This is a genomic window from Kitasatospora sp. MBT63 (assembly GCF_000710465.2).
Taxonomy (GTDB): Bacteria; Actinomycetota; Actinomycetes; order Streptomycetales; family Streptomycetaceae; genus Kitasatospora.
In genome coordinates this window covers 1-19,257 of record NZ_JAIZ01000548.1, presented here as the reverse complement: position 1 = coordinate 19,257, position 19,257 = coordinate 1, and the positions used below count along the sequence as shown (strand labels likewise).

Annotated in this window: 20 protein-coding genes and 1 pseudogene; 14 read left to right on the top strand and 7 right to left on the bottom strand. The window is 74.1% G+C overall.

Annotated features, from left to right (window positions below):
• Nucleotides 1-48 precede the first annotated feature (48 nt).
• Nucleotides 49-1,584 (bottom strand): amino acid permease, encoded by a 1,536-nt coding sequence (locus AA75_RS29095; protein ID WP_033823262.1) that lies wholly within the window; start codon nucleotides 1,582-1,584, stop codon nucleotides 49-51.
• A gap of 228 nt (nucleotides 1,585-1,812) precedes the next feature.
• Here AA75_RS29095 and AA75_RS29090 point away from each other — a divergent pair, with 228 nt between their 5' ends.
• A complete protein-coding gene (locus tag AA75_RS29090) occupies nucleotides 1,813-2,472 on the top strand; it encodes an RICIN domain-containing protein (RefSeq protein WP_051813649.1) in 660 nt (219 codons plus the stop codon).
• Between the two features lie 243 nt (nucleotides 2,473-2,715).
• Here AA75_RS29090 and AA75_RS29085 read toward each other — a convergent pair whose 3' ends face one another.
• The gene (locus tag AA75_RS29085) at nucleotides 2,716-2,916 is read right to left on the bottom strand and encodes a hypothetical protein (protein WP_033823261.1); all 201 of its coding nucleotides are present in this window, start codon (nucleotides 2,914-2,916) and stop codon (nucleotides 2,716-2,718) included.
• A gap of 280 nt (nucleotides 2,917-3,196) precedes the next feature.
• On the opposite strand from AA75_RS29085, the gene AA75_RS29080 reads away from it, so the two are divergent.
• Together AA75_RS29080 and AA75_RS29075 are read left to right on the top strand one after the other, a co-directional pair.
• Complete coding sequence (locus tag AA75_RS29080) at nucleotides 3,197-4,276, top strand: M4 family metallopeptidase (RefSeq protein ID WP_033823260.1); 1,080 nt, start codon at nucleotides 3,197-3,199, stop codon at nucleotides 4,274-4,276.
• Nucleotides 4,273-4,647 carry a protealysin inhibitor emfourin gene (locus AA75_RS29075; protein WP_149038438.1) on the top strand — a complete coding sequence of 125 codons (375 nt, stop codon included), beginning with the start codon at nucleotides 4,273-4,275 and terminating at the stop codon, nucleotides 4,645-4,647. The genes AA75_RS29080 and AA75_RS29075 overlap by 4 nt, the downstream gene beginning before the upstream one ends.
• 18 nt (nucleotides 4,648-4,665) lie before the next feature.
• Here the strand turns inward: AA75_RS29075 and AA75_RS29070 are convergent, their stop codons facing one another.
• Together AA75_RS29070 and AA75_RS48075 are read right to left on the bottom strand one after the other, a co-directional pair.
• Complete coding sequence (locus tag AA75_RS29070; protein ID WP_033823258.1) at nucleotides 4,666-5,316, bottom strand: hypothetical protein; 651 nt, start codon at nucleotides 5,314-5,316, stop codon at nucleotides 4,666-4,668.
• 197 nt (nucleotides 5,317-5,513) lie between these two features.
• Nucleotides 5,514-7,055: a hypothetical protein gene (locus tag AA75_RS48075; RefSeq protein WP_051813647.1), complete on the bottom strand. Its 1,542-nt coding sequence runs from the start codon at nucleotides 7,053-7,055 to the stop codon at nucleotides 5,514-5,516.
• 239 nt (nucleotides 7,056-7,294) lie between these two features.
• Here AA75_RS48075 and AA75_RS29060 point away from each other — a divergent pair, with 239 nt between their 5' ends.
• The 4 genes from AA75_RS29060 to AA75_RS29045 all read left to right on the top strand — a co-directional run bounded on the left by AA75_RS29060 (nucleotide 7,295) and on the right by AA75_RS29045 (nucleotide 9,806).
• A complete protein-coding gene (locus AA75_RS29060; RefSeq protein WP_233289239.1) occupies nucleotides 7,295-7,885 on the top strand; it encodes a hypothetical protein in 591 nt (196 codons plus the stop codon).
• A gap of 138 nt (nucleotides 7,886-8,023) precedes the next feature.
• Nucleotides 8,024-8,527: a hypothetical protein gene (locus tag AA75_RS29055; protein ID WP_033823257.1), complete on the top strand. Its 504-nt coding sequence runs from the start codon at nucleotides 8,024-8,026 to the stop codon at nucleotides 8,525-8,527.
• Between the two features lie 81 nt (nucleotides 8,528-8,608).
• Complete coding sequence (locus AA75_RS29050; RefSeq protein ID WP_033823256.1) at nucleotides 8,609-9,352, top strand: SOS response-associated peptidase; 744 nt, start codon at nucleotides 8,609-8,611, stop codon at nucleotides 9,350-9,352.
• 79 nt (nucleotides 9,353-9,431) lie between these two features.
• Nucleotides 9,432-9,806 carry a hypothetical protein gene (locus tag AA75_RS29045; protein ID WP_033823255.1) on the top strand — a complete coding sequence of 125 codons (375 nt, stop codon included), beginning with the start codon at nucleotides 9,432-9,434 and terminating at the stop codon, nucleotides 9,804-9,806.
• Here AA75_RS29045 and AA75_RS29040 read toward each other — a convergent pair.
• On the bottom strand, nucleotides 9,782-10,534 hold the full coding sequence (locus AA75_RS29040) for a TetR/AcrR family transcriptional regulator (RefSeq protein WP_033823254.1): 753 nt from the start codon (nucleotides 10,532-10,534) through the stop codon (nucleotides 9,782-9,784). The two genes, AA75_RS29045 and AA75_RS29040, sit on opposite strands and share 25 nt — an antisense overlap.
• 157 nt (nucleotides 10,535-10,691) lie before the next feature.
• On the opposite strand from AA75_RS29040, the gene AA75_RS29035 reads away from it, so the two are divergent.
• Both AA75_RS29035 and AA75_RS29030 read left to right on the top strand, forming a co-directional pair.
• Nucleotides 10,692-11,912, top strand: coding sequence for a saccharopine dehydrogenase family protein (locus tag AA75_RS29035; protein ID WP_033823253.1), 1,221 nt, complete (start codon nucleotides 10,692-10,694; stop codon nucleotides 11,910-11,912).
• Between the two features lie 134 nt (nucleotides 11,913-12,046).
• Nucleotides 12,047-12,883, top strand: coding sequence for an undecaprenyl-diphosphate phosphatase (locus tag AA75_RS29030; protein WP_033823252.1), 837 nt, complete (start codon nucleotides 12,047-12,049; stop codon nucleotides 12,881-12,883).
• A 122-nt stretch (nucleotides 12,884-13,005) separates the two neighbouring features.
• Here the strand turns inward: AA75_RS29030 and AA75_RS29025 are convergent, their stop codons facing one another.
• Nucleotides 13,006-13,851 carry a GNAT family N-acetyltransferase gene (locus tag AA75_RS29025; RefSeq protein ID WP_051813646.1) on the bottom strand — a complete coding sequence of 282 codons (846 nt, stop codon included), beginning with the start codon at nucleotides 13,849-13,851 and terminating at the stop codon, nucleotides 13,006-13,008.
• Nucleotides 13,852-13,977: 126 nt separating this feature from the next.
• Here AA75_RS29025 and AA75_RS29020 point away from each other — a divergent pair, with 126 nt between their 5' ends.
• The 3 genes from AA75_RS29020 (at nucleotide 13,978) to AA75_RS29010 (ending at nucleotide 15,634) form a co-directional block, all read left to right on the top strand.
• A complete protein-coding gene (locus AA75_RS29020; protein WP_033823271.1) occupies nucleotides 13,978-14,424 on the top strand; it encodes a nitroreductase family deazaflavin-dependent oxidoreductase in 447 nt (148 codons plus the stop codon).
• A gap of 98 nt (nucleotides 14,425-14,522) precedes the next feature.
• Nucleotides 14,523-14,873 (top strand): hypothetical protein, encoded by a 351-nt coding sequence (locus tag AA75_RS29015; RefSeq protein WP_033823251.1) that lies wholly within the window; start codon nucleotides 14,523-14,525, stop codon nucleotides 14,871-14,873.
• Between the two features lie 104 nt (nucleotides 14,874-14,977).
• Nucleotides 14,978-15,634, top strand: coding sequence for a response regulator transcription factor (locus AA75_RS29010; protein ID WP_033823250.1), 657 nt, complete (start codon nucleotides 14,978-14,980; stop codon nucleotides 15,632-15,634).
• A gap of 42 nt (nucleotides 15,635-15,676) precedes the next feature.
• Here AA75_RS29010 and AA75_RS29005 read toward each other — a convergent pair whose 3' ends face one another.
• Entirely contained in the window at nucleotides 15,677-16,885 is a 1,209-nt protein-coding gene (locus tag AA75_RS29005) for a HAMP domain-containing sensor histidine kinase (RefSeq protein ID WP_233289238.1), read from the bottom strand.
• 347 nt (nucleotides 16,886-17,232) lie between these two features.
• Between AA75_RS29005 and alr the strand changes: the two genes are divergently transcribed.
• Together alr and AA75_RS28995 are read left to right on the top strand one after the other, a co-directional pair.
• Nucleotides 17,233-18,588 (top strand): alanine racemase, encoded by a 1,356-nt coding sequence (gene alr, locus AA75_RS29000; protein WP_063794456.1) that lies wholly within the window; start codon nucleotides 17,233-17,235, stop codon nucleotides 18,586-18,588.
• Nucleotides 18,581-19,257, top strand: a pseudogene (locus AA75_RS28995) (D-alanine--D-alanine ligase A); the annotation flags it as partial. The gene alr and the pseudogene AA75_RS28995, both read left to right, overlap by 8 nt.

Sequence of the window (19,257 nt, the reverse complement as noted above, 5' to 3'; positions counted from 1 at the left end):
CGCCCGGTGCGGCAGTACGCACCGGGCGGGCGCCGCCCGTCGGCGGGACTACCGGGGGCCGTCGGGCCCGGCCGGCGCCTGCGAGCGGGCCGCCAGGCCGAGCCGGCTGTGGCCGCGCCCGTAGAGGAAGAACACCACCATGCCGATCACCATCCAGATCACGAACCGCAGCCAGGTGTCGACCGGCAGGTTGAGCATCAGCCACAGGCTGGCCAGCACCGAGAGCACCGGCAGCACCGGCACCCCCGGGCAGCGGAAGGAGCGGGGCAGGTCGGGGCGGGTGCGGCGGAGCACGATCACGCCGATCGAGACCACGATGAAGGCGAACAGGGTGCCGATGTTGACCAGCTCGGAGAGCTCCTCCAGCGGGATCAGACCGGCCAGTACGGCGACCACCAGACCGAGCATCAGGACCGCCTTCGCCGGGGTCCCGAAGCGCGGGTGCACGGTGGAGAAGGTGCGCGGCAGCAGGCCGTCGCGGCTCATCGCGAAGAACACCCGGCTCTGCCCGAGCAGCAGGATCATCGTCACCGAGGTGAGACCGGCCACCGCGCCGACGTTGATGATGTCGGCGAAGACGTGCTGGCCGACCGCCTTGAACGCGTCCGACAGCGGCGCGTCGCTGGAGAGCTCGGTGTACTTCTGCATGCCGGTCACCACCAGCGACACCGCCATGTACAGCACGGTGCAGATCAGCAGCGAACCGAGGATGCCGCGGGGCACGTCGCGCTGCGGGTTGCGGGTCTCCTCGGCGGCGGTCGCCACCACGTCGAAGCCGATGAAGGCGAAGAACACCACGGCGGCGGCGGTGAAGATGCCCATCACGCCGAAGTCGGTCGGCGTGTAGCCGAACAGCGCCTGCACCATCGGCGACTGCCCGCCGGACTTGCCCTCGACGGTCTGCGCGGGCGGGATGAACGGCGAGTAGTTGTCGCTCTTGATGAAGAACAGGCCGGCCACGATCACCACCAGCACCACGGTCACCTTGATCGCGACGATCACCCGGGTCACCTCGGCCGAGATCTTCATCCCGAGCACGATCACCCCGGTGAGCAGCAGGACCAGCGCGGTGGCCAGCAGGTTGAAGCTCCAGCCGCCGGTGGTGGAGCCGGAGATGGCGTGCGGCAGGGTGATCCCGCCGCTCTCCAGCAGTGACTGCACGTAGCCCGACCAGCCGACCGCGACCACCGCCGCGCCGAGCGCCAGTTCCAGGATCAGGTCCCAGCCGATGATCCAGGCCGGCAGTTCGCCGATGGTCGAGTACGCGAAGATGTACGCCGATCCGGCCACCGGGACGGTGGAGGCGAGTTCGGCGTAGCAGAGTGCCGCCAGCCCGCAGACGATGCCGGCCGCGGCGAACGAGAGGGCGACCGCCGGTCCGGCGTGGTTCTTGGCGGCGGTGCCGGTGAGGACGAAGATGCCGGTGCCGATGATCACGCCGACCCCGAAGACCGTGAGGTCCAGCGCGGAGAGGGAACGGCGCAGCGCGTGCTCGGGCTCCTGGGTGTCGGCGATCGACTGCTCGACCGGTTTGGTCCGGACGAGTTCGCGCAGCAAGGGAGTGGACTCGGGCGTACTGCTCATTCGGGCCTCCGAAGGGTCGTCCGGGTCACGGCTACCCAGTCGGAGCCGGTGTACGACCTCGGTCGGCCGGTGTTCAGCCGTAAGGCCCTGTGGTCCGTGGGGCCGGAGGGGTCCGGGTGGCCGGGTGTGGTGGGGCGTGCACGGTCGGTGGCCGCGCGCGGGGGCGGTTTGCGGGCGGAGTGGCCCGTTCGGCTGCCGGGCGCACAGGAGCGGACTATCGTCGCGTCCATGACAAAGTCGTTCCGGAGCGGGGCCCTGGGCTCCGTCCTCACCGCGATCGTCCTGTCCCTCGGCGCCCTCGGCGTCATCCCCGCGCAGGCCGCGGCCCCCGGCCCGCCGGGCGCGCCACCCGGACCCGGCGGCCGGGCACCGCTACGGATCGAGTCCACCGTCCGGGCCGGTGTCACCGCGTACGGCCCGTTCCTGATCCGCAACGCTGCCACCGGCTGGTGCGTCAACCTCCCCGGCCAGGGCGCCGGCCGGCCCGGCGGCATCGTCAACCTGTTCACCTGCGACGGCACCGCCGCCGACAACCAGCTCTACTGGTGGGACCACCAGGGCGACGGGCTCTTCACCCTCCGCAACGCCAAGGACAACCTCTGCCTCGACGCGCCGGGCACCGCCGCGGTCGAGGCCGGCACCCGGGTCGGCGAGTCCTACTGCGACAACATCGCCGCCGACAACCAGCTCTACCGCCTGGTCCCGCGCCCGGACCGCACCCTGTGGATCGTCAACGACGCCGCCGGCCTGTGCCTGGGCACCGAGACCACCCGCACCGGCCGGGACGGCGCCCGGATCGCCCTCGTCCCGTGCGGGGACACCGCGGACCGCCGCTGGCAGCTCACCGGATCCGGCGCACCCGCCGTACCCGCCGCTCCCGCTGTCTGACCTCCGTGCCCGGGGGTGCGGCGCACCCTGGGCCGGGGTCCCGGGCGGACGGGACCCCGGCCTGGGGAGGCGTCGGCCGCGCACGGCCGACCTGCGCGGCAGCCCGTCTCTCGGGGGGTGGTGGGACTGCCGTGACCATGGATGCCAGACCCGTGGCGAGCCGCTGAGAACCCCTCTGACCAGCAGAGTTTCCGGCCGCGGACATGCCAGGGCGGTCGGGGTCGGGACCCCGCCGACGCGCCGTCAGCTGCCGAGCAGACGGGCGAAGTCGTACCCGAGGTTCCCCACAATCAGCAGATCGCCGAGATCGGTGATCGCACCGACCGGGATCGGCTCGTGGTGGTCCCGCAGTGCCGGGCCGTGCGCCTGGGCCGCGGGCGCGGCGGCCAGTGCGAGGACGGCGAACAGGGCGCCGGTGGCGGCGAATCGGATGGCGGTACGCATCAGGGCCTCCGTACGTCAGGGGCGTGCCGCCCTGTTAACCGCCGACACGCGCCCAGGTCACGGGCGGACGGCGGACGACAGCCGGCGGGCGGCGGGCACCCGGGGCAGTTCTACCCCGCCGCCGCTGTCCTTCTGCCCCTTGGAAGCCCGGGGGACGAGGAGAAGAATGTGCCGCGCGAGGGGTGAGAAATGAGCCGGGGGACTCAACCACGAGCGGCCGGGCGCGTGACGCGCACGACCGCGCCCGAACCACGGTGAGTGCCAGACCGAGGAATCCGCCATGACGCACCGCTACCACTCGTTCGTGCCGCCGCACGTGCTAGACCACATCGCCCGGGTCCAGGGGCGCGAGAGCCTGGAACCGTCCGCCGCCCAACGCTCGACGGTCCTGTCCGCACAGTTCCGCCGCGCCCGCCGCAACCAGACCCCCGACGTCCCGGGGACCGCCCCGCTGCTGGCCGCGCAGGCGGCCGTCGGCCTCAAGGGACTCACCGTCCCGCCGACCGCGACCGCCGGCCGGCTGATCTACGACGACGAGACCCAGTCCAGCTACAACATCAAGCTGCTGCGCGGCGAGGGCGACCCCGCCGTGGCCGGGCAGAACGCCGACCAGGCGTACGACAGCCTGGGCGCGGTCCGCGAGTACTACAAGCAGCAGCTGGGCCGGAACTCGATCGACAACGCCGGCCTCAACCTGGTCGCCAACGTCAACTTCGGCGAGAACTTCGACAACGCCTTCTGGGACCCGGACGCGCAGGTCATGGTGTTCGGCAACGGCGACAACCAGATCTTCAAGGACCTGACCGGCGACCTCGACGTCGCCGCGCACGAGCTGACCCACGGGGTCACCCAGTACACCGCGGGCCTCAACTACACCAACGACCAGACCGGCGCGCTCAACGAGTCCTTCAGCGACATGCTGGGCTCCGCCATCGACGCCTTCGTCCACCACCGCGACGCCGACACCCACAACTGGCTGATCGGCGACGAGATCATGGCCGACGACCTGGCCGGCGAGGCACTGCGCTCGATGTCCGAGCCCGGCTCGGCGTTCGACAACCAGATCATGGGCCGTGACCCGCAGCCCCGGGACATGAGCGGCTACTTCGAACCCGCCGACCCGCACCTGATGTCCGGGATCACCAACCGGTGGTTCTACCTGATCTGCAAGGAGATCGGCATCGAGGCCGGCACCCTGATCATGTACCAGACCCTGCAGAACCTCTGGCCGACCGCCGTCTTCACCGACGCCGCCGTGGTGGCCGCCGCACAGGCGCGGATCCTGGCCGAGGGCAAGCAGGTGCCCGCCGAGGCCGCCCAGGTGGTCCGTGCCGCCGCCCGGCAGCAGGGCTTCTGGTGACCGATCGGACGGCTCGGATCGTCGCCGGCCCAGGGGCCGTCGGCCGGGAGAACGGGAGGCCCGACGTGGTGCGGGTGTCGATGGAACGCAGCGGCGGCTTCACCGGCCTGCGGTCGGCCGCCACGCTCGACACCGACGCTCTGCCGTCGGCGCAGGCGGCCGGGGCGCTGGACGGGCTCACCGCCCTCGAGCGCCTGGCCGCCACCACCCCGGCGGCGGCCGGCCGCCCCGGCACCGCGCTCCCGGGCTACCGCCTCACCGTCCACTGGCCGTCCGGCGACCAACTGGTCCAGCTGACGGAACCGCACATCCCGCCGGAGGTCCGCCCGCTGCTCACCGAGCTGCTGAAACGGGCCCGGCCGCCGGGGTAGCCGGCCCCGGTGCGGGGTTCAGCCCTCGTCCTCCGCCGAGACCGGGTCGGCGGCCGCGCGGTCCCGGCCCTCGGTGAAGAAGGCCAGGACCTCCGCGGCGTCGTCCGGCCGGCGGATCGGACGGGTGGCGCCGAACGAGGCGTTCCAGAACCCGCCGACGCGCCGGGTCCACGGACCGACGTACGCGTAGGGCTCGGGCGAGAAGCCGTCCCCGGGGGAGACCCCGTAGTTCACGGAATCGACCGAGATCCCGAGGTCGAAGTGTTCCGGCCACAGCACCGGCTGCTGGTCGGGGGCGAAGCGGCGCAGCGCCGCGTCGCCCGAGGCGAAGGCACCGACCAGGCGCGCGGCCGCGGTGGGGTCGACGGACAGTTCCTCGTCCATCCCGACCCCCGACCCGTCCTGGTACAGCCCGGCCGGCCCGCCGCCCTCGATGCCGAGCTCCGCGGCGAGCGCCGCACAGGTGGTGCCGTCCAGCGGCAGCCGCCGCCCGCCCGCGACCAGATGGGTGCCCTGGACCAGGAGTTCGGGCGCGGCGAGGGTGGCGAAACCGTCCGCGTGCACCCGCAGCCGGATGGTGCCGCTCTGCCGGTACTGCGGGCCGGCCAGCAGCAGTTCGGCGACGGCGTGCAGCGAACGGCGGGTGGTCTCGAGTGCGGTGGTGTCCACGGCTCCTCCAAGCGTGGTCGGCGTCGTCGGTGGCCGTCGGCGCCGGTGCCGGCCCGCCCGCCGGGGCCCAGCGTACGTCGACGCCCGCACCGGGTCCGCATTTGCCACCGGCGTGGCCGACCTGACGGCCCGAAGGGCCGCACACAGGCCCGTGGCCCCTGCCCGCCGGGGGACGGCGGGCAGGGGCCACGTCGGCGTCAGCGGGCGGCGGGTGCCGAGGGCACCACCGGCGCGGTCGGCGCGGCGGAGGTACCGGCGGACGCCAGCGGCCACTCGCGGTGGAAGACCGGCAGCGGCAGCCGCTTCTCCGCCACCGGGGTGCCGAAGATCTTCAGGTGGGCCAGCAGCGCACCGGTCAGGTCGACGCCGCCGTACAGCGCCCAGCTGCCCTGCACCTTCGGTGCGGCGCCCCCGGTCTCCAGCACGGCCGAGCCGTTCACCTCGCTGCGCAGGTACGGCTCCACGGTCGCCTCCACGCCCACCGCGTCGTACAGGCCCACGGACACGTCGGCGCCGAGACCGGCGCGGACCGAGGCCTGGCCGGCGAAGTGCGCCCGTACCGCGGAGACCTTGGTGTCGGCCGCGTCGGTGACCGGCTTCCAGCCCTTGCCGCCCGCGTAGTCGGCGTGCACGCTCCAGGCGCCGGTGAACTCCTGCTCGGCGTCGACGGTCACCTTGCCGTCGGCGCCGACCTCCAGGAAGCAGGTCAGCCCGAGGTTGACCACGACCGGCAGCCCGGCGACGGTGAGCACCGGGTTGGCGTGCAGCTCCGCGACCGGGATCCGCAGGGGCGTCCCGGTCCCCTTGGCGAGCTCGCCGCTCAGCTTCCACTGGCCCTGGGCGCCGAGGTCGAAGCCGATCGAGGCGGTCCTGGGCTCCCCGGCGCGGGCGCCGTGGTACGCGAAGTGCACGGCCGGGTGCAGCCGGAGCGAGGCCGACGCGGCCGCGGTCGCACCGGCGGGCAGCGGCAGCGGTGCGTTCAGGTCCAGCCCGAGGGTGCCGGAGGCGTCCGCCTTCGCACCGTTGCCGTCCTGGCCGAAGGACAGCTTGAAGTCCTTGACCAGCGGGGTGATGGTGATCGCGTGCGGGTCCACGGCGACCTGGCCGTCGGCCTCTGCGCCGCCGAGCAGTTCGGGCAGGGTCGCCGGACGGGTGGCGACCTCGACCGTCCCCGGGGTGGCGCTCGGGTGGACCTCGGTGACGGCGAGCAGCGCGCCCTTGGGCGCGGCCGGGGTCGGCGGGCTGGCGATCAGCCGGCCCACCTGGACCTGGCCGAGCGAGGCCGCTGCCGACGGCGTCGGCGAGGCCTGCGGGGAGGCGCTCTGCGATGTGGCCGGTGTGGCCGGCGGGGCTGCGGGCGGGGCGCTCTTCGGCGCGGGGCTGCCGGTGGGGGCCGGGGCGGGAGTGGTGGGTGCGGCGGCCGTACCGCTGAGCACGGCCCGGCCGGTGCCGGGGTCGTAGGAGGCGAGCCGGAGGTCCGCCGCGACGGGCGCCACCTCGGTGGCGCCCGCCCCCGGCTTGCCTATCGCCACCTGCTGCGCGCCGGGCTGAGCCGCCGTCACCACCAGGGATCCCGCCGCGGCGCGGGCGGCGGAGGTGGGGGGTGCGAGGGCGGCGGCGTCGCCGCCGGGTGCCTGCGGCGAGGACGGCGGAGTTGCCGGAGCCGCGCAGGAGCAGGCGCCGATCAGCACCGCCGCGGCGAGCGCGGGCAGGCCGAACGTACGTGTGGAGCTGTTCAAAGAGTCCCCTTCGGAGCGGCGGACGAGGACACGACCGCCCGAGATCAGTAGGCGGCAGGACTCCGCATCGGGCCTGCCGTCGGCGCCATGTTACTGACGAGTTGTCATCTTGTCGAAGACATGCCGAACGGCCTCGCGGGCCGCCGGGCTCCACCGATATCCGGCGACTTGCGAGGCAACCACCGATGGGGGGGTTTCGTCCCTGTATATGGGGGTCATATGCGGAGGAGACGGTGGTCATGAGACGTTGGACGGTGATCCCGATGGTGCTCGCTCTCGCCGGGGCCGGTGCGACGGTCGCACCCGTCACGGCTGCGGCCGCACCGCCCCCGGCGGCGGTCGGCACACCGCAGTGCCCGACCGGCTGGGGCAGCCTGCCCAAGGACACCACGGCGTCCGGTACCCGGCCGCTGGTGAACGTCAGGACCGGCGCCCACCCCTGCTACGACCGGCTGGTGCTCGACGTCCCCGGCACCTCGGCCGCGCGGCCGGCCGGCTACCACGTGCACTACGTCGACACCCTGGTCCAGGACGCGTCCGGCAAGCCGGTCCCGGTCCGCGGCGGGGCGATCCTGGAGATCGTGGTGGAGGCCCCCGCCTTCGACCCCGCGACCGGCCGCACCAGCTACCCGGCGCACCCCGGACAGCCCCTGCCCGGCGTCGACCTGGCCGGCTACCGGACCTTCACCGACACCCGCTTCGCGTCCAGCTTCGAGGGCCGGACCCAGATCGGTGTCGGCGTCCGCGCCCGCCTGCCGTTCCGGGTCTTCCAGCTCGACGGCCGCCTCGTCGTCGACGTCGCCCACACCTGGGGCCCGGCGCCGCGCTGAGGCTTGCGGGCGGTCGCCCACGGCTGCCCCGGGCCGCGGCATCGGCCTTCCGGCCGGTCACGGGTCCGACCGTGTTGATCAACATGCGGGCCGCGGATACAGTCGCCGGGTTCTGCACCGACGGCTCGAAGGAAACGGATGCGTCGCATCATCACCGCAACCTGCCTGCTCGTGACCACCGCTGCCCTCGCGGGCTGCACGAGCACCGGCAGCCGGGACGCCGGGGCGGCGGCCAGCGGCGCGGCGGCCACTCCGACGGCCGTCCCCGCGACGGGGGCGGCCACCGGGACCACCGGCGCGAGCCCAACGGCAGGTGGCGGCGCGGTGCGGGTCTGGGCCACCAACTCCACGCAGTTCACTGTGGTGACCAGTGCCTTCATCGCGCTGGCCTCGACCATCATGAAGGCACCCGGCGATGACCAGGCCATCGGCAAGGCGTGCACGGCCATGGCTGCCCACGTCGGCGGAGTGCAGCCGGAAGCGGGCGCGCCGGCGGAGTGGGAGCAGGCGCTCGCCGATCTGCAGCGGATCTCGAAGAGCTGTGATGCGGTGACCTCCGGCAATCCCGGCGCACGTGCGCAGCTGGACGCGGACTTCACCAGCGCCACGGTTCACCTGAAGGCGGTCACCGACCACCTCTGACCGGGACCCGCCCCGAGCCGACCGCCACCCGCCTTGGGCGGCCTGCCCCGGGAGGGTGGGGCGGCGTGGGAGGGTGGAGGCATGTGCGGCCGATTCGTCTCCACCGTTGCCCCGGTCGATCTCGTCGACCTCCTGGGCGAAATCCGCTGGGACCCCGACGAGACCCTGGCGCCGAGCTGGAACGTGGCCCCGACCGATCCGGTCCCGGCGGTCATGGAACGCCTCGACAAGGCCACCGGCGAGCTGGTCCGCCGGCTCCGTCCGGTGCGCTGGGGCCTGGTCCCGTCCTGGGCGAAGGACGCGTCCGGCGGCGCGCGGCTGATCAACGCGAGGTCGGAGACGGCCGACCAGAAGCCGTCGTTCCGGAAGGCGTTCGTGTCGAGGCGGTGCGTGATCCCCGCGGACGGCTACTTCGAGTGGCGCCAGGTCCCGGCGGAGAACGGCCGGAAGGCGTTCAAGCAGCCGTACTACCTCACCACCGGCACGACCATGCTGATGGCCGGCCTGTACGAGTTCTGGCGGGACCGGACACTGCCGGACGACGACCCCGCGGCCTGGCTGACCACGGCCTGCATCCTCACCCGCGACGCCACCGACAGCGCCGGCCTGGTGCACGACCGGATGCCGGTCGTCGTCACACCGCAGGACGTCGGCCACTGGCTCGACCCGGAGGTCTCCGACCGCGCCGAACTCCAGCACCTGCTGCACATCCCGGCCGACGGCGACGTGACGGTCAAGGCCGTGTCGACGGCCGTCAACAGCGTGCGCTCGAACGGGGCGCTCCTGCTGGACGAGGTCCCGGACCCGCTCGGGATCGTCGGCTGACGAGGGCACGCTGGCCCGCTGCCGCTGCACCGGACCACCCGCCCGAGGCAGGCGGCGGGCCCGGGTGCATGATTCACCCATGCGATGGACGGGTGGGGCGAACATTCCGGCGCCGATCGGACGGCTGCGCGCGGCGAGGCTCAACGCCACCTGGCCGCTGGCCGAACTGACGGTCGATGAGGGCCGGGTGCGGCTGCGGATCCGGCTGGTCGGCGCGCTCTGGCGCCGGTTCGGCACCGGGCCGCTCGACCGGTCCGCGGCCGAGGTGGCGGAGGTCTTCCCGTGCCGGGGACGGTTCGGCACCGGCGGCGTCGGGATCCGGACCGGCGCGGCGGGCACCAGCTACTTCTGGACCGGTGAGGGCGCCGGCGTGCTGGAGGACTGCCGGCGCGCGGGCTTCACCGTCACCCACCAGGTACGCCCGGCCGACTACAGCGCCCCGCCCGCTGCCTGATCCGGCGGCGCGGACGGCGGACCGGCGTCCTGGCGGGCCCGCTGCAGCGCCGCGCTGTCGAGCAGCATCTCCAGCGCGAGCGGGTACGCGCTGTCGTTCATCCGGGCGGCCAACAGGTCTGCGGTGGCGGCGATGTGAGGGTGCGTCCGGGCGGGCAGCCGGGCGTAGGTGGACGCCCACATCTCCTCGTCGGCGGCGCGGGCCGCGGCCGGCAGGGCGAGCGACGCCGCGTCCAGGGCGGCGAAGGCGAGGCTCTGGTCGATGAAGGCGTGGTAGATCCGGACGGCGGCCGGGTCGGTGAAGCCCGCGGTGCGCAGGATGCCGAGCACCGCCTCGTCGGCGACGATCTCCCGGGCCCGGCCGCTGACCCGGCTCGCGGTGAGGACGGCGGCCTGCGGGTGGGCCAGGTAGGCGCGGTGGATCCGCAGTCCCAGGCCGCGCAGGTCGGCGCGCCAGTCGCCGGTCGGGGCCCAGCCGTCCAGGGCACGGCCGATCAGTTCGTCCCCGATGGCCAGGGTGAGGTCGTCCATCCCCCGGAAGTACCGGTACAGGGTGCTCGGGTCGGCGCCCAGCGCCAGGCCGAGGCGCCGTGCGGTCAGCCCCTCGCCACCGTGCTCGCGCAGCATCCGCAGGGCCGTCTCGACGATCACCTGCTCGGACAGCACCGCGCCCTGCTTGGTCCGCCGCCGCCGCCGTCGGGCGGACTCCGGGACCACCTGCTTGGGCATCGTCCGCTCCTCCGCTCCGGCCGCAGCGACCCTCGGCGGTGACGCCGGCGGCCCTTATGCCAACGCCATTGACCCTACCGGAGGGCCAGGAGTTTCATCACATCCCAGGAGCTCAGAGCCCTGGACGCTCCGAAACCTGCGAGAGAGAGGTCCCCTCATGCGCATCCTGCTCGTGGGCGCCGGCGGTGTCGGTACCGCCGTCACCCGGATCGCGGCCCGCCGCCCGTTCTTCGACCACCTGGCGGTGGCCGACTACGACCTGGCCCGCGCCGAGGCCGCCGTCGACGCACTGGGGGAGGCGGGGACCAGGTTCAGCGCCCACCGGGTCGACGCCTCCGACGAGGCGGCGGTCGCCGCCCTGCTCGCCGAGCAGCGCTGCGACGTGCTGCTGAACGCCACCGACCCGCGGTTCGTGCTGCCGCTGTTCCAGGCCGCCCTGGCGGCCGGCACGCACTACCTCGACATGGCGATGTCGCTGTCCCTGCCGCACCCCGAGCGCCCGTACGAGCTGTGCGGCGTCAAGCTGGGCGACGCGCAGTTCGAGCGTGCCGCGGACTGGGAGAAGGCGGGCCGGCTGGCGCTGGTCGGGATGGGCGTCGAGCCCGGCCTCTCGGACGTCTTCGCCCGGTACGCGGCGGACGAGCTGTTCGACGAGATCGAGGAGATCGGCATCCGCGACGGCGCGGACCTGACCGTGGAGGGCTACGACTTCGCGCCCTCCTTCAACATCTGGACCACCATCGAGGAGTGCCTGAACCCGCCCGTGGTCTACCAGGCCGACCGCGGCTGGTACACCACCGAGCCGTTCAGCGAGCCCGAGGTGTTCGACTTCCCCGAGGGCATCGGCCCGGTCGAGTGCGTCAACGTGGAGCACGAGGAGGTGCTGCTGGTGCCGCGCTGGGTGGACGCCCGACGGGTCACCTTCAAGTACGGCCTCGGCGACGACTTCATCGGCAAGCTCAAGACCCTGCACGCGCTCGGCCTCGACAGCACCACCCCGCTCACCGTCCCGACCGACCTCGGGCCCGCCCGGGTGTCCCCGCGCGACGTGGTCGCGGCCGCCCTGCCGGACCCGGCCACGCTCGGCGACCGGATGACCGGCAAGACCTGCGCCGGCACCTGGGTCAAGGGCAGCAAGGACGGCCGGCCGCGCGAGGTGTACCTGTACCACGTGGTCGACAACCAGTGGTCGATGGGCGAGTACGGTTCCCAGGCCGTGGTCTGGCAGACCGCGATCAACCCGGTCGTCGCCCTCGAGCTGCTCGCCACCGGGGCCTGGAGCGGCGCCGGAGTGCTGGGCCCCGAGGCCTTCCCGCCGCGGCCCTTCCTCGACCTGCTCACCGAGTACGGCAGCCCCTGGGGCCTGCGCGAGCAGTAGCCTGCAACGGGCCCGCGGGACGGGCCGGACGGGCCCGGGGAAGGGGCGAGTGGACTCCGCCATGCGCCGCCGCCTACATTCGCGTAGTCGTATGCGGGCGGGCCCGTCCGCAGAGCAGAACCGGGAAGGTCCACGTGAGCGCCATCAGCATCGGGCAGGCCGTCATCCTCGGAGTCGTGGAAGGAGTGACAGAGTTCCTCCCGATCTCCTCCACCGGCCATCTGAAGATCACCGAAGGGCTGATGGGAATCCAGGTCGACGACAAGTCCGTCGTCGGGTTCACGGCGGTGATCCAGGTGGGGGCCATCGCCGCGGTGCTGCTCTACTTCTTCAAGGACATCGTCCGGATCGTCTCGGCCTGGGGCCGCGGTCTGGCGAACAAGGAGGAGCGCTACCACCACGACTACAAGTTCGCCTGGTGGGTGATCTACGCCACGATCCCGATCGTCGTCGTCGGTCTGGCCGCGAAGCCGCTGATCGAGGGCCCGCTGGCGTCGCTGTGGGTGGTCGCGGGCTCGCTGATCGTCGGCAGCGCCGTGATGTGGGCCGCCGACCAGATGGGCCGGCACAAGCGCGGCGAGGACGACACGGGCCTCAAGGACACCATGATCGTCGGCGCCGCCCAGATCCTCGCCCTGCTCTTCCCCGGCTTCTCCCGCTCCGGCGCCACCATGTCCGCCGGCCTGATCCTCGACCTCGACCGGGTCGCGGCCACCCGCCTGTCCTTCTTCCTCGGCATCCCGGCCCTCACCGGCGCCGGCATCTACGAGCTCAAGGACGCACTCGGCGCCGGCGTGGACCCGGCGCCGCTGCTGGTCGGCACCGCCGTCTCCTTCGTGGTGGCCTACGCCTCGATCGCCTGGCTGCTGAAGTACGTCGCCAAGCACTCCTTCAACGCCTTCGTGGTGTACCGGATCATCGTCGGCGTCCTGCTCTTCGGCCTGCTCGGCACCGGCGTCCTCGCCGCCTGACGGCCACAGCAGCACCACCGCACAACGGGCGGCGTACCGGGCGGGCCAACGGCCTGCCGGGTACGCCGCCCGCCCGCATCCCGGGCCGGCCGCGCGGCGCCGAGGACGGCCTGCGGCCCCCGCTACCGCTGTGCCGAGGAGTGGGCGGGCGCGTCGGGTGCCGGGGTGGCCGGGGCGGCCGTGCTGAAGACGGACTCGGTGAACTCGGTGACGGCGGTGAAGCCGAGGCGGCGGTACAGCTCGACGGCGGTGGTGTTGTCCGTCCGGACGTTCAGACCGATGGTGTCGACGCTCCGGGCCAGCCGCCGGCACAGGGCGGCCACGCACGCGCCGGCCGCCCCCCGGCCGCGCACGGAGGGATGCGTGGTGACGTTGCCGATCGCCGCCACCCCTTGGTCCGGCGCGTACACGTGCACGCCGGCGACGGCGACCAGGCGGCCGTCGAGGCGCGCACCGACGTACTGGCCGGTGTCCAGCATCCGCTCGTCGAACCAGTTGCCCGGGTAGCCCGCCTCGAACAGCGCGAGCAGGTCCGCCAGGTCGCCGCGGTCCAGCGGCTCGGGCCGCCACGGGCCGTCCGGGTGCCGCTCGGTGCGCGCGGGATCGGAGCGGACCATCCGGAGCAGGGTCTGCCGGTGCTCCGGCCGGTAGTGCGGTGCGAGGCACCGGTCCGCGGCGCCGGACAGGTGCGCGAAGAACCGGCGCGGGAGGACCGGGAGCATCGCCCGTACCAGCGACTCCAGCGAGGCCGCGCCGGCCGGCCCGGCCGGGTCCGCGAAGCCGAGCAGGGTCGGGATCTCGCCGACCGTGTACAGCAGCGCGACGGGACCTCCGTCGCCCAGCGTGTACCAGGAGGTGTACGGCCAGAGCAGGTCGTCGAGGTCGCCGAGTTCGAACAGGTGCAGCGCCGGGTCGCGCCGGAAGTGCTCGGACAGGGCGGCGCGGTCGTGCAGGCTGAGCAGAGACATCCGATCAGCCTACGGCGCGCCGCCGCGGCCGGTGCGGTGGGTGACGTCGGACGCCGCGGATGGTAAGCGTGGTCGGGCGGGCGGCCGCAGCCGGCCGCCCACGACCTCCGACGGAACGGGATGACCATGCCTCTTGCGGGTGAGTACCAGCCGAGCCCCGAGCAGTGGGTACGTGACCAGGTCGCGCTGTACGAGGGATCGGGCGGGGTCCAGGGCACCACGATGCGGGGCATGCCGGTCGTGCTGCTCACCTCCCGCGGCGCGAAGAGCGGCCGGCTCCGCAAGACCCCGCTGATGCGGGTCGAGCACGACGGGCAGTACGCGGTGGTGGCCTCCAAGGGCGGCGCACCCGAGCACCCGGTCTGGTACCACAACCTGGTGGCCGACCCGCGGGTCGAGCTCCAGGACGGGCCGGTGCGCCAGGACATGGCGGCCCGTGAGGTGTCCGGCGCGGAGCGGGACCTGTGGTGGGAGCGTGCCGTCGCGGCCTACCCCGACTACGCCGAGTACCAGACCAACACCGACCGGCAGATCCCCGTCTTCGTCCTGACCGCGGTCCCCGGCGGGCACTGAGGCGGCGGCCCGCGCTGCCCGGCCGCCGGGTGCTCCGAACGGCGGACCTTGCGGCCGTGCTGCCCCGCCGCGGCGGCCCGGCGGGGCAGGCTGGGACGATGAGCGAGCAGCCCGGCGAGGAGAACTTCGAACGAGCCTTCGCGCGCGCACGCGCGGCGGCCGACGCCACCGACCCCCGTACCACCGGACCGGACCGGTCCGCCCTCCGCCCGGACGAGCTGCCGTCCCGGCAGGTCACCCGGTGGAACCTGGTCCTGCAGCCCGGTGACGCCCCGTTCGCCCGCTGGGCCGACCGCGAGGGGTACCTGCGCGGCGACGACAGCCTGCGGTTCCTTTCCTACGAGGGCGCCGAGGTGCAGGCGCAGGTCCTCGAGCAGCTGCTGCTCGACATCCCGGGCGGCGGTCTGACGGGCGTCCGGGCGCAGGCCGGGGACGCCCCGCCGGTCTGAGCCCGCGCCGAAGCCGCTCCGGGCCCGCGCCGCGGCGCGCGCAACCGTTCCGGGTGCCCGGTACGTCCGTCCGGTCGAGGGACAGGAACGAGAGCGGGGGCCCGATGCGCGTACTGGTGGTCGAGGACGAGGAGATGCTGGCCCAGGCCATCGCCGAGGGGCTGCGCCAGGAGGCGTTCGCGGTGGACCTGGTGCACGACGGCGAGGCGGCGATGGAGCGGCTGGCAGTCAACAGCTACGACGTCATGGTCCTCGACCGGGACCTGCCCGGCCTGCACGGCGACGAGGTGTGCCGCCGCACCGTGGCCGCGGGCGCCGAGGTCAGGGTGCTGATGCTCACCGTCTCCACCACGCTGGCCGAGCGGGTGGCCGGGCTGAACCTGGGCGCCGACGACTACCTGTCCAAACCGTTCGCCTTCGCCGAACTGACCGCCCGGATCAGGGCGCTGGGCCGCCGATCGAGGCCCGCCACCCCGCCGGTGCTGGAACGGGCGGGCCTCCGGCTCGACCCGCACCACCGCGCGGCCGGCCGCGACGGCCGGCCGCTCGCGCTCTCCCGCAAGGAGTTCGCCGTGCTGGAGGAACTGCTGCGCGCGCAGGGCGCCCCGGTCTCCGCCGAGGAACTGCTGGAGCGGGTCTGGGACGAGAACATCGACCCGTTCACCACCATCGTCCGGGTGACCATCCGCAGCCTGCGCCGCAAGCTCGCCGAGCCGCCGCTGATCGAGACCATCACCGGCACCGGCTACCGGATCGCCTGAGCTGCCCGCCGGGCCCGACGGGCCCGGGCCACCCGGCTCCGTTCAGCGGCCCCGGCAGCCCGGCCCGTCCAGGGGCAGCAGCACCCGGACCGTCAGCCCGCCGCCCCGGCGCGGCAGCGCCGTCGCCTCCCCGCCGTGGGCCTGCGCCACCGCCCGCACGATGGACAGACCGAGGCCGCTGCCGCGGGCCGAGCCCACCCGGTCGGTCAGCCGCCGGAAAGGCGCGAACAGCACCGGCACCTCGTGCGGCGAGATCACCGGACCGGTGTTGGCGACCACGATCTCCGCGTCGGTGCGCCCCATCGAGGTGCGCACGGTCACCGAGCCGCCCCGGACGTTGTACCGGACCGCGTTGTCGACCAGATTGCGCACCACCTGCTCCAGCAGCACCGGATCACCGGTCACCAGCGCCGGTTCGACCCGGTCGTCCAGGGTCACCTCGCGGCGGGCGGCGCCCTCGGCGGCCGAGTCCAGCACCGACTCGGCGAGCTCCGCGAGGTCCAGCGGCACCAGTTCGGTGAGCGAGTCCTCGGCCCGGGCCAGCGTCAGCAGGGCGTCGATCAGCCGCTCGTGGCGGGCGCTGACGGCGAGCAGGTTCTCCCCGAGCTGCCGGATCTCCGGCGGGGCGTCGGGCCGGCTCATCGCGACCTCCACCAGGGTGCGGTTGACCGCGATCGGGGTCTTCAGTTCGTGCGCCGCGTTGGCGATGAACCGCGACTGCCCGGCGAACGCCTGGTCGAGGCGGTCGAGCATGCTGTCGAAGGAGTCCGCCAGGGACTTGACCTCGCCCGGCGGCGCCTCCAGGTCGATCCGGCGGTGCAGGGTCCGTCCGGCGATCCGCTCCGCGGTCGAACTGATCATGCTGAGCGGACGGACCAGCCGCCCGGCCACCAGCCATCCCGCCGTGGTGGCCACCACGCCGACGGCGACCACCGTCAACCCGCCCTTGAACAGCAGGTTGTCCTGCATCGAGTCCAGCATGATCCGCTTGGTCGCCGGTTCGGCCGACTGCTGCTGCGCCAGGTACCGCTGCACCTCCTTGGACATCCCCGGATCCACGCTGTAGCTGCCCGGGAAGGCCAGGTCCAGGCCGTAGCGCATGGAGTTGTCGACCAGCACCACCGTCACCGCGAGCACCGCAGCGGCCGCAACGAAGAACATCACCCCGAACACCACGGTGAGCCGCAGCCGAAGGCTCCCGCCCCAGGTGTGCCGGGCACCGGCGGCCCCCGGGGAGCCGGCCGCCGTCACCACGGCCGCCCGCCGCGCCCGGCGGCGCTGCCCGCCCCGGTCCCGACCCCGGTCATGGGCATCCCCGCACGTCCCGTACGCCCCACTGGTCCCCCTGGTCCACCCGGTACCGGCCACGAGCAGCCCAGTATGCGGGATCCGGTGTGAGTCCCGCGTGAGTGATCGACTCACCGCCCGTTCACCGCCCGCCCGCTGGACTGGGCGTCAGCCGGGGCCGTACCCGGCCGACGCCGCCCACCAGGTGTCCGGACACCCGAGGCACCTGAACTCCGGGTTTCCGAACCCCGGGTGCCCGTATCCCCGGGTGTCCGCATCCCGGCGTCACCTACCAGGAGAGGTGCCCACCCATGCGGAGCACGACGAGCGGACGGCCGGGCGCGATCCGCGACCGCTGCGGGCCGCCCCACCCCGGGCCCGTCCACGCCGGGCCCGTCCACGCCGGGCCCGTCCACGCCGGACCCGTCCACGCCGGGCCCGCCACCGGCCCCGACCGCACGGCAGGTCAGGCCCGGGCCGCCGGTGGCCGGTACGCCGAGGCCGTGGTCGACCTCGCCGCGGTGGCGCACAACACCGCGCTGCTCGCCGCGCACACCCGCGGCGCGCTGATGGCCGTGGTCAAAGCCGACGGATTCGGCCACGGCGCCGTGCCCGTCGCCCGCACCGCGCTCGCCCACGGCGCGAGCTGGCTCGGCGTCACCTCGACCACCGAGGCGCTCGCCCTGCGGGCCGCGGGCATCACCGCCCCCGTGCTGTCCTGGATGCACCTGCCGGACGAGGACTTCACCCCGGCCCTGCTGGCCGGTATCGACCTCGCGGTCTCCTCACCACTCCACCTGGCCGGCATCGCCGCCTGCGCGGCCCGGGCCGGGACCCCCGCCCGGGTCCACCTCAAGGTCGACACCGGACTGCGCCGCAACGGTGCCGCCCCCGGCGACTGGCCCGCGCTGACCGCGCACGCCCGGGCGCTGGAACTGCGCGGTCTGCTGACGGTCCGGGGCGTCTGGTCGCACCTGGCCGACCCGGACGGCCCGGGACGGGCCACCGACCGGCAGGTGGCGGAGTTCGAACAGGCCGTCGCCGTGGCCAGGGCGGCCGGCCTGCGGCCCGCCCTGCTGCACCTCGCCAACTCGGCGGCCGGCCTGACCGATCCGCGTACCCACTTCGACCTGGTCCGCGCGGGCCTCGGGCTGTACGGCGTCGAGCCGGTGCCCGGCCGGGCCTTCGGCCTGCGGCCCGCGATGACCCTGCGGGCCCGCGCGATCATGGCCCGCCCGGTCGTGGCCGGCCAGGGCGTGTCCTACGGCCACGAGTACACCGCCGAGCGGGCCGGCACCCTGCTGCTGGTCCCGCTCGGGTACGCCGACGGGGTGCCGCGGGCCGCCGCCGGCCGGGCCCGGATGTGGGTCGCCGGCGCCCGGCGGCCGGTGGCCGGGCGGATCGCGATGGACCAGTGCGTCGTGGACGCCGGTTCGCTGCCCGTCCGGATCGGCGAGGACGTGCTGGTGTTCGGGCCCGGGGACCGCGGCGAACCGACCGTCGCCGACTGGGCCCGCTGGGCGGGGACCAACCCGCACGAGGTGCTGACCGGGATCGGCGCCCGGGTGCCCCGCCGCTACCTCCCGGCCCCAGGCCGCGCCGTCCCCGCAGGCGCCGCGCCCCATCCGCAGACCCCGACCGACCCGGAGGACCACCCCCGTGACTGACACCGACACCCTGCCCGTACCGGCTCCCGTGCCCGTACCCGCACCCGCCGCCGGCGGGCGGAGCGACGTGGTCGTGCTGTTCGGCGGCCGCAGCGGTGAGCACGCGGTCTCCTGCGGCTCGGCCGCGGGCATCCTCACCCACCTCGACCGCGCCCGCTACCGGGTCCGGCCGGTCCGGATCACCACCGACGGCGAGTGGATCCCCGGCCCGGCCGACCTGCCCGCCGCCTCCTACGACGCGGCCGCCCTCGCCCGGCTCACCCCCGCCCGCGGCACGTCCGCCTGGGAGAGCCTGCTGGCCGCCGGTCCCGTGCTCGGCGCGGCCGACCTGGTGTTCCCCGCCCTGCACGGCCCGTACGGGGAGGACGGCACGGTGCAGGGGCTGCTGGAACTGCTCGGCGTCCCGTACGTCGGCAACCGGGTGACGGCGAGTGCGGTCGGCATGGACAAGGACGTCACCAAGCGTCTGCTCGCCTCCGCCGGACTGCCCGTGGCCGCCTCCGCGCTGCTGTGCGCACCGGGCTGCGACGGCCTGCCGGAGGGCGAGCGCGAACGGCTGGGGCTGCCGGTGTTCGTCAAGCCCGCCCGGGCCGGGTCCAGCCTCGGGGTGACCAGGGTCGACACCTGGGACGCCCTGGCCGAGGCGGTGGCCGTCGCCCGCCGTTCGGA